9 protein-coding genes, 1 tRNA gene and 1 pseudogene are annotated in these 7,722 nt (G+C 41.5%); 3 read left to right on the forward strand and 8 right to left on the reverse strand.

The annotated features are described in order from the left end of the window. From ACXAC4_RS21165 to pepA, 3 genes are all read right to left on the reverse strand, one after another. Positions 1-318, reverse strand: a 318-nt coding sequence (locus ACXAC4_RS21165; RefSeq protein WP_475165166.1) for a class I tRNA ligase family protein, incomplete at its 3' end; no start/stop codon positions are given. A gap of 23 nt (positions 319-341) precedes the next feature. Next, a complete protein-coding gene (locus tag ACXAC4_RS21170; protein WP_054552639.1) occupies positions 342-788 on the reverse strand; it encodes a DNA polymerase III subunit chi in 447 nt (148 codons plus the stop codon). Positions 789-914: 126 nt separating this feature from the next. After that, positions 915-2,429 carry a leucyl aminopeptidase gene (gene pepA, locus ACXAC4_RS21175; protein WP_062570143.1) on the reverse strand — a complete coding sequence of 505 codons (1,515 nt, stop codon included), beginning with the start codon at positions 2,427-2,429 and terminating at the stop codon, positions 915-917. Between the two features lie 322 nt (positions 2,430-2,751). Between pepA and lptF the strand changes: the two genes are divergently transcribed. Beyond that, on the forward strand, positions 2,752-3,864 hold the full coding sequence (lptF, locus tag ACXAC4_RS21180) for an LPS export ABC transporter permease LptF (RefSeq protein WP_475165168.1): 1,113 nt from the start codon (positions 2,752-2,754) through the stop codon (positions 3,862-3,864). Further along, positions 3,861-4,928, forward strand: coding sequence for an LPS export ABC transporter permease LptG (gene lptG, locus ACXAC4_RS21185; protein ID WP_054552636.1), 1,068 nt, complete (start codon positions 3,861-3,863; stop codon positions 4,926-4,928). The genes lptF and lptG overlap by 4 nt, the downstream gene beginning before the upstream one ends. Positions 4,929-4,990: 62 nt before the next feature. On the opposite strand, the gene ACXAC4_RS21190 is transcribed toward lptG, so the two are convergent. After that, complete coding sequence (locus ACXAC4_RS21190; protein WP_138616290.1) at positions 4,991-5,491, reverse strand: RDD family protein; 501 nt, start codon at positions 5,489-5,491, stop codon at positions 4,991-4,993. A 420-nt stretch (positions 5,492-5,911) separates the two neighbouring features. Between ACXAC4_RS21190 and ACXAC4_RS21195 the strand changes: the two genes are divergently transcribed. Continuing rightward, positions 5,912-5,996: transfer RNA gene (locus ACXAC4_RS21195), tRNA-Leu, on the forward strand. A gap of 145 nt (positions 5,997-6,141) precedes the next feature. Here ACXAC4_RS21195 and ACXAC4_RS21200 read toward each other — a convergent pair. From ACXAC4_RS21200 to ACXAC4_RS21215, 4 genes and pseudogenes are all read right to left on the reverse strand, one after another. After that, positions 6,142-6,552 carry a tyrosine-type recombinase/integrase gene (locus ACXAC4_RS21200; protein ID WP_475165174.1) on the reverse strand — a complete coding sequence of 137 codons (411 nt, stop codon included), beginning with the start codon at positions 6,550-6,552 and terminating at the stop codon, positions 6,142-6,144. After that, positions 6,525-6,881: a tyrosine-type recombinase/integrase gene (locus ACXAC4_RS21205; protein WP_475165171.1), complete on the reverse strand. Its 357-nt coding sequence runs from the start codon at positions 6,879-6,881 to the stop codon at positions 6,525-6,527. The genes ACXAC4_RS21200 and ACXAC4_RS21205 overlap by 28 nt, the downstream gene beginning before the upstream one ends. Positions 6,882-7,023: 142 nt before the next feature. Beyond that, positions 7,024-7,200 carry a hypothetical protein gene (locus ACXAC4_RS21210; protein WP_475165172.1) on the reverse strand — a complete coding sequence of 59 codons (177 nt, stop codon included), beginning with the start codon at positions 7,198-7,200 and terminating at the stop codon, positions 7,024-7,026. 73 nt (positions 7,201-7,273) lie between these two features. After that, a pseudogene (locus ACXAC4_RS21215) lies at positions 7,274-7,666 on the reverse strand (tyrosine-type recombinase/integrase); the annotation flags it as partial. Positions 7,667-7,722: the final 56 nt, after the last annotated feature.

Genomic DNA, 7,722 nt, shown 5'->3' on the forward strand with positions numbered 1-7,722 from the left:
TTCACGGCCTAGGTCGTGACGAGTTTTACCTTCTTCAGCAGCAAGCTTACGCTCAACAAGCATTTGTGTTGCGATACCCGCGTGGTCAGTACCTACTTGCCATAATGTGTTGTTGCCTTGCATACGCTTTAAACGCGTTAGCGTATCCATGATGGTATCTTGGAACGCGTGGCCCATGTGTAAGCTACCCGTGACGTTTGGTGGCGGGATCATAATTGAGTATGCGTCACCTTGGCCAGACGGTTTAAAGTAGCCATTTTCTTCCCAGCCTTGGTATAAAGACTGTTCAATATCTTGCGGATTATAGGTTTTATCCATTACACAGAACCTTAAATAAATGCTTAAATGTCAATTTCTTGCGTTGCAATATGGGCGCCCAGTTGGCGAAGCTTTTTAAACCGCTCACGGGCGGCTTGCTTAGCATTTGGCTCAACGGGTACGAAATCATAAACCTGCTGAAAACGGCGAATAAAATCCGGTAGGTGCTCAGCTAGGTTGATTAATATTTTTCTGTTGCCGACAGGTGGAGTCATACCAATTTCAACCGGAGCGCCACCTTTAGGGCCTTCACCTTGTAAGTTGTGTGGTACAAAACTATCTGGTTCAAATGACCAAATGATGTCGTCGATTGTGTGGGCCGTGTCGGTGTTATCAGCGTAAATAAATACGCGATGACCTAGACGATACTGATCCGCAGCAATTTTAGCTGCCAGGTCGAAAACAGCGCCAGCCGCTTGGTGGGCACTATCATCTTGTTTTAGAACGTAAAATTGTGCGTTCATATTCATAGTGACTTTCGTCCCCACAGATACACAGATCAAAGCAGGGATTTTGACATAGAACGCGAATTGCTTCAATTAATAAGGCGCCATTTGGCGCCTTATTTAGGGTTAGTTTTAAGCTTGCGGTAAGGCTTAATCGTGACTTGCTTCGCTCACGCCTGCGCGGTTTAGCAAATACTGAGTCAACATAGGTACCGGACGACCGGTTGCGCCTTTGTTTTTACCGCCGCTGCGCCATGCTGTACCTGCAATATCTAAATGCGCCCAGTTATATTTTTTGGTGAATTTAGATAAGAAGCATGCCGCTGTAATCGTACCTGCTGCACGACCACCTAAGTTGGTGAAATCAGCGAATGGGCTTTCAAGTTGCTCTTGATAGTCATCCCATAAAGGTAATTGCCATGCACGGTCGCCACTTTGCTCAGATGCTTTTAGTAGGTCATGAGCAAGAGGGTTGTGGTTTGATAGTAAACCTGTGGCATGCGAACCCAGCGCGATAATACACGCACCTGTTAGTGTTGCTACATCAACAACGGTATCTGGTTCAAAGCGCTCAACATAGGTTAGTGCATCACACAGTACTAAACGGCCTTCAGCATCGGTGTTTAACACTTCAACTGTTTGCCCCGACATGGTTGTTAAGATATCACCTGGGCGATAAGCGTTTGAACCGGGCATGTTTTCACAACCCGCTAAAACACCGACAACGTTAATTGGTAATTGCATTTGCACAAGTGCGCGCATAGTACCAATAACACCCGCTGCACCACCCATGTCGTATTTCATTTCATCCATGGCTTCGCCTGGCTTGATTGAAATACCGCCAGAGTCGAAAGTTAAGCCTTTACCGACTAACACGATTGGCGCTTGGTCTTTGTCGCCACCTTGATAGTTGATCACCGACATAACCGATTCATTAGCACTACCACGGCCAACCGCCAGGTATGAATTCATGCCCAGCTCTGCCATTTTTTCTTCACCGATAATATCAACAGTCACATTATCGAAGTTATCAGCGATTTCTTGCGCTTGCTCACCTAAATACGCAGGATTACAGATATTTGGCGGCATATTGGCAACGTCTTTACATAACTTGCTACCTGCAGCGATGGCTAAGCCATGCTCAATTGCACTTTCGCCAATGGTTAACTCACGACGCGTTGGTACGTTGAAAACAATTTTACGTAAAGGACGACGAGGGTCGCTTTTTTTGCTCTTCAGTTGATTGAAGGTGTATAAGCAGTCCTGAGTTGTTTCAACTGCTTGGCGTACTTTCCAATAAGTGTCACGACTCTTAACATGTTGCTCAGTTAAAAAGCATACCGCTTCCATTGAACCTGTTTCGTTAAGTGTGTTTATCGTTTTTGAGATAATTTGTTTGTATTGTTTGTCATCAAGCTCGCGCTCTTTGCCGCAACCTACCAATAATACTCGTTCGCTTAGTACATTAGGTACATGATGTAATAGTAATACTTGGCCAGGCTTACCTTCAAGATCGCCGCGGCGCAATAAGTTTGAGATATAACCGTCACTGATCTTATCTAATTGTTCACCAATGGGGGATAAACGACGTGGCTCATAAACGCCTACTACAATACATGCGCTACGTTGCTTTTCTGGACTACCACTTTTTACGCTAAATTCCATTGTTGCTCCTGATATTGAGTCGTATAACCTTAATTTATAAGGGTAAGAATTTCTTTTTCGAGTCTTTTCTTACATTTTTTAGTTTAGTAGCACTAATCTTAGTACATAAACCATGACTCTATTTATGTGTTTTTGAACTTTATCTTAATGTGAATATCAATATCACATAATAGATGTCATCTGTACCATTAATGCAAGATTATATGCGCTTGCTAGGTATGATATTTGACACTGATGACATATAATAAAGTGAGTAAAATAACTAGTTTACTCAAAAATCCTTACTATTCCAGTGAAACTCGATGTTTAACAGGGGCGAGCATTGCTAATTTTTCGTTATTTGACCACTGAAGTCTTCAAGTCGCAGGTCGCCGTATTTTTAACTTTGATGACTATTTTTGTGTCTCAAAAGTTTGTTGTTATTTTAGGAGACGCCTCTGAAGGGGGTCTTCCAGCTAAACTTGTGCTTTCGATGATTGCGCTAAAACTTCCTCAACTTGCTTCACTTATCCTGCCTTTGAGTATCTTCTTGGGTATTATTTTGGCGTACAGTCGCATTTATGCTGACAGCGAAATGACAGTTTTCAGAGCCTGCGGTGTCAGTGAGTGGTACGTAGTTCGGGTAACGCTTATCTCAAGTACTGCCATGGCTATTTTAGCTGGTGCCCTAACTCTTTATGTCGCACCGTGGGCCAGTGAGCAAGAATATCAATTAAAAGAACAAGCAAAAGCCGATGCAGGCTTATCGGCATTACGTGCTGGGCGTTTCCAGCAAACAGGTAACGAAAAAGCGGTCGTTTTTATTCACAACATTGAAAACAGTGGTAAAGAGCTACACAAGGTATTTGTTGCGCAGTTACCTGATCGTGAAAAAGGTGACTTAGCCCGTTTAGTGTATGCAGAGCGTGGTGTGGTGATTGAACAAGATAACGGTGAACAGCAACTTGTTCTTAATGATGGTAAGCGTTACGAAACAGACGGCGAGACTGCTGCTTTGAACTTAACTGAGTTCGATGGTTACAGTGTACAAATTCAAGATCAAGAAATTGAGCACCAGCGCCGTAAGTTAGAAGCAATTCCAACCTTTGATTTATTGAAAATGAAAACCTCTGAAGCTATTGCACAGTGGCAGTGGCGTTTAGCTATACCACTTTCAATTCCATTATTAACTTTACTCGCGGTGCCTCTGAGTGTGGTGAATCCGCGCCAAGGGAAATTCGCTAAATTAGTGCCCGCAATTAGCTTGTATTTAGGGTATTTCATTTTGTTGAATGCCGCTAAGTTTGCTGTTGAAGATGGAAAAATACCGCCTTCAATTGGCTTATGGTGGATCCATTTATCAGCCTTGTTTATTGGTGGTTTCTTGATTATTAAAGGTCGTCCGCTCGGCGCATGGTTAAAGGCAGTTGTGACTAAGCGGGAGTTAAGCGCATGATGAAAACACTCGACTGGTATTTAGGTCGCAGCATAATTCAAACAACCGGTTTTGCTTTAATGGTGCTGGTAGGTATCAGTACCCTCATTAAGTTTATTGAGCAGTTAAAATCAGTTGGCCGTGGTAGCTACGATATTGCAACAGCGTTGATTTACACCCTGTATAGCATGCCAGGTGATTTAGTTATCTTCTTCCCAATGGCAGCATTGATTGGTGGCTTGACAGGTCTAGGCGCATTGGCATCAAATAGTGAGTTGGTTGTTATGCAAGCGGCGGGTATGTCACGTTTGCAAATTATTGTATCAGTCATGAAAACCGCGATGTTTATGGCTATTTGTATGATGGCGCTAGGTGAATGGGGCGCCCCAGAAGCACAGCTCAAAGCAAAAGAAATACGTAACCAAGCGATTTATGGTGGTGATGTATTTAATGCTAAGCAAGGTGTGTGGGCAAAAGATGGTAGTAACTTTATTAATATTGAAGATGTCGATCAGCAAGGTACTTTACGTGGCGTGCATATGTATCACTTTGATAAATCGTTGCAACTTACGCAAATTACCAAGGCAGAAGAAGCATTAAATCGTAAAGATGGCTGGTTACTTCGTGATGTAAATAAAGTCATGATCACGCCAGAGCAGATCACGACTGAGCAGTACAAAGAAGAGTTCTACGACTCGCAACTGACTGCTGAAAAATTAGGCGTTGTATCAGTTAAGCCCGAATCGTTGTCGTTTACTGGGCTTTGGTCTTATTTAGGTTATTTACAGCAAAATGAACAAGATACTAGCACCTATGAGTTGGCGCTATGGCGCAAAATCATGCAGCCAGTATCTATCGCCGTTATGCTATTAGTTGCTCTGTCGTTTATATTCGGACCACTTCGCACAGTAACCATGGGCGCACGTATAATCATGGGTGTCATAACTGGTATTACTTTCCACTTAACCAATGAGATATTTGGTCCTGTGGTAATGGTTTACCAAATACCTGCAGTGGTTGGTGCTGTGTTACCAAGTCTGTTGTTTATTGGGTTTGCAACATACCTGTTGAATAAACGGGTGTAAGATTCGTTTTAAATCATAAAAAAGCGTGGTTTGAACCACGCTTTTTTATGCTTGATTTGCCTTTAATCAAGTGAGCGATAAATACGTTTGTTTTCTTCTTTAGTTAAAGTGATCACTTCAGTTTTTGCGATGTAATCTTGCAATGCGCGTTTATTTTTAAAATCGACCAACACCACTAAGTTACCTAAACCTAATAGTGCAGTAATTGCTCTGATTGCACCTTGATGCCAGCTAATTAAATGGCCATCGAGGGTTTGCACCTTCAAACGCCACGCGCGCATACCAATTGTTTGGCCGCTTTTAGTCCAAAAGTAACTAAAGAAACTGATACTCACTATTACTAATAATGCGCTACGGATACCGTATAGTAAGGGTGAATTTTGAATGAAAGCAGAGACATCTTCGGCGTCACCAATGCTAAGTAACTCTAAAGAAATAAGCCCTTGAATAGCTAATAAATACAGTACAGTTGTCAGCATCGCAAAGGCAATGATAACCAAGGTATCGTAAATTAAAGAGGCAAAGCGGCGCCAGAAACCGGCACGTGGAAACTCAGCTGACATAAACAATCTCATCCAATTAAATTGCGCAGTAGTTTAGCAAAGTCCTTCGCAAACAAGAAATACTTAACGGCTGTTTAGTATGCTGGGAACTGAACTGGCTTTGCTAACCTTAAATACACAATCAAAATGAGTATGCAAACATCACTATTTATTAAAGCAAAACCCACCATACCTTTAATCATCCAAGCTTTAAAATTTCAATACCTATAAAACTAGTAGGGTAGTGGGCACTGACAAACTCTAAAGTTAACAACTTGTTTAATTATTGTGCGGTTGATCAGTGACGCCGCACAAAACGCTTGCTGCCTTACCCATTCTTTGTATAATGCTTGGCATAGAGACAAAAGCAGTAAAAAAAGCTTTCGCTCTAAAGTGGTTTTTCTTTATCTTCTCGTGTTTAGAAGGTTAAAGAAAAATGAAGCCAGTATGATGGAATTGGTAGACATGACGGATTCAAAATCCGTTGCCTTCGGGCGTGGCGGTTCAAGTCCGCCTACTGGTACCACTTTTGAACCCGTTGATTTTCAACGGGTTTTTTCTTTTCTGCAATGTGCTTTTTCTTAGTCACATCCATTTTTTTATAAAATTAACCCAAACTGTGACGATTTTTTGCCACAGTTTTGTTTCTGCTTTTTTACTTGTCACAATGGTCATGAGTTGTTTTTGTCACGGCTCACTTCTATTAGCTTGGATTCTTGTAAGCTGGATTTTGGTCCATCAATATTTTTCGCTTGCTCAGCAAGGTACTCTTGCGAAGGGTGAGCATAACGTTGCACCATTTCTAAAGTTTTCCAGCCACCCAGTTCTTTTAAGGCCAACAGGTCTGTACCAGCCTCAATATGCCTAGTTGCCCAGTTGTGTCTTAAGTCATGAAACCTTAAACCATCCAATTGTGCCTGTTTGGTAATTCGTTTCCACAGTGCATCTTTAATATCTTTAACAGGGTTATTGTTAGTATTTACAAACACATAAGTAGAGCTTCTCTGCTCTTTTAGCTGTGAAAGCATCGTTATTGCTTTGTGAGATAATGGTACTATGACGTGATCTCTTCGATTTGTGATCTCTTCGCATCAATATAGATACACTGTTTGCAGAAGTCGATTTGTGACCATCGTAGTGAAAAAATATTGCTTCGCCTCATTCCTGTGAGTAAAGCGAAAATGAGGACACTTCTTAGGTAGTAGGGCGCGCATTCTAAGAGCTTTATAACATCAGCGTTATCTAGTTTAAAAAAGGCACGTCTAGGCTCTTTCTGTATCTTAATTACGGGTACTCTATCTATCCAGCCAAGCTCTTGGTGACAGAAGTTTAAAAACGCCTTAAGCTCTGCCAAGTATCTGTTGCGAGTAGCAATTGATATTTCTTGCTTTTTTGCAATAGTCGAGAGCACTAAGTGAGTGTCTATTTTCTGAACATTAGGATCGGCTAATTTGACCTTCCACCACTCTAGCTTTGATGCTTTTTCTTTAACTGTGCGATTTGACTGTCTCGATTCAAGATAAATCTCAACAGCTTCAGAAAAGCTGTGTGCTTCAGGCGTCGGATTCAGTGATTTGCCTCCACAGTTCTTGCTTTAAGCCTGCTTCAAAGGCTTCTGCCTTAGCTTTTGATGTTTGTCTGGTGCTTTTGTTTATACGCTTGCGCTTATCTCCATAACTTAGCTCAAACTTTGTGTACCAATACTTACTCTCTTTTTTCTTATAGATCATAGGTTATGCTCCAGTGAATACCTATGCTATTAACTTAATGATAAAAAGAGGAAAATACAGAAGGGTTTATTATTTATATTCGACTATTTACAGCTTGAAGTTCTGTTGCAGTAACACCGATATGACAATAGCGCTTAACACTTTCTGTTGATGTCCAACCTCCTGCCTTCGCGATGGTTTCTAAAGTTGCCCCATTTCGTCTTAGATTCTTGGTCGCAAAGTAGTGTCTCACATGATGAGGAACAAAACTGTCAGGTAAATTAGCTGCTTTAATTGCTGCTCGCCAGCGAAGATAATTGAGCCTTGGCAAAGTGTCATTTTTATCTGCAAACAGCTTGCTGGACGAAATGCTATTTTCTTTTCGATATTTAAGAAGGGATGTAATACATTGAATAGCCTCATCACTGAGAGGGACTTCCACCATCACTCTTGCTTTATTTTTTAGGGCAGGTAGGTGCATGATTTTTTTGTTTAAGTCGAATTATGTGAAAGACAATTTCAGCTTCCAGCAGTGAGGTGATG

Source organism: Pseudoalteromonas sp. AWM4_233 (genome assembly GCF_056158285.1).

Coding starts and splice junctions, on each gene's coding strand:
- pepA (WP_062570143.1), bottom strand. CDS start 2,429: ATGGAATTTAGCGTAAAAAGTGGTAGTCCAGAAAAGCAACGTAGCGCA.
- ACXAC4_RS21210 (WP_475165172.1), bottom strand. CDS start 7,200: ATGATCTATAAGAAAAAAGAGAGTAAGTATTGGTACACAAAGTTTGAG.
- ACXAC4_RS21170 (WP_054552639.1), bottom strand. CDS start 788: ATGAATATGAACGCACAATTTTACGTTCTAAAACAAGATGATAGTGCC.
- ACXAC4_RS21190 (WP_138616290.1), bottom strand. CDS start 5,491: ATGTCAGCTGAGTTTCCACGTGCCGGTTTCTGGCGCCGCTTTGCCTCT.
- lptG (WP_054552636.1), top strand. CDS start 3,861: ATGATGAAAACACTCGACTGGTATTTAGGTCGCAGCATAATTCAAACA.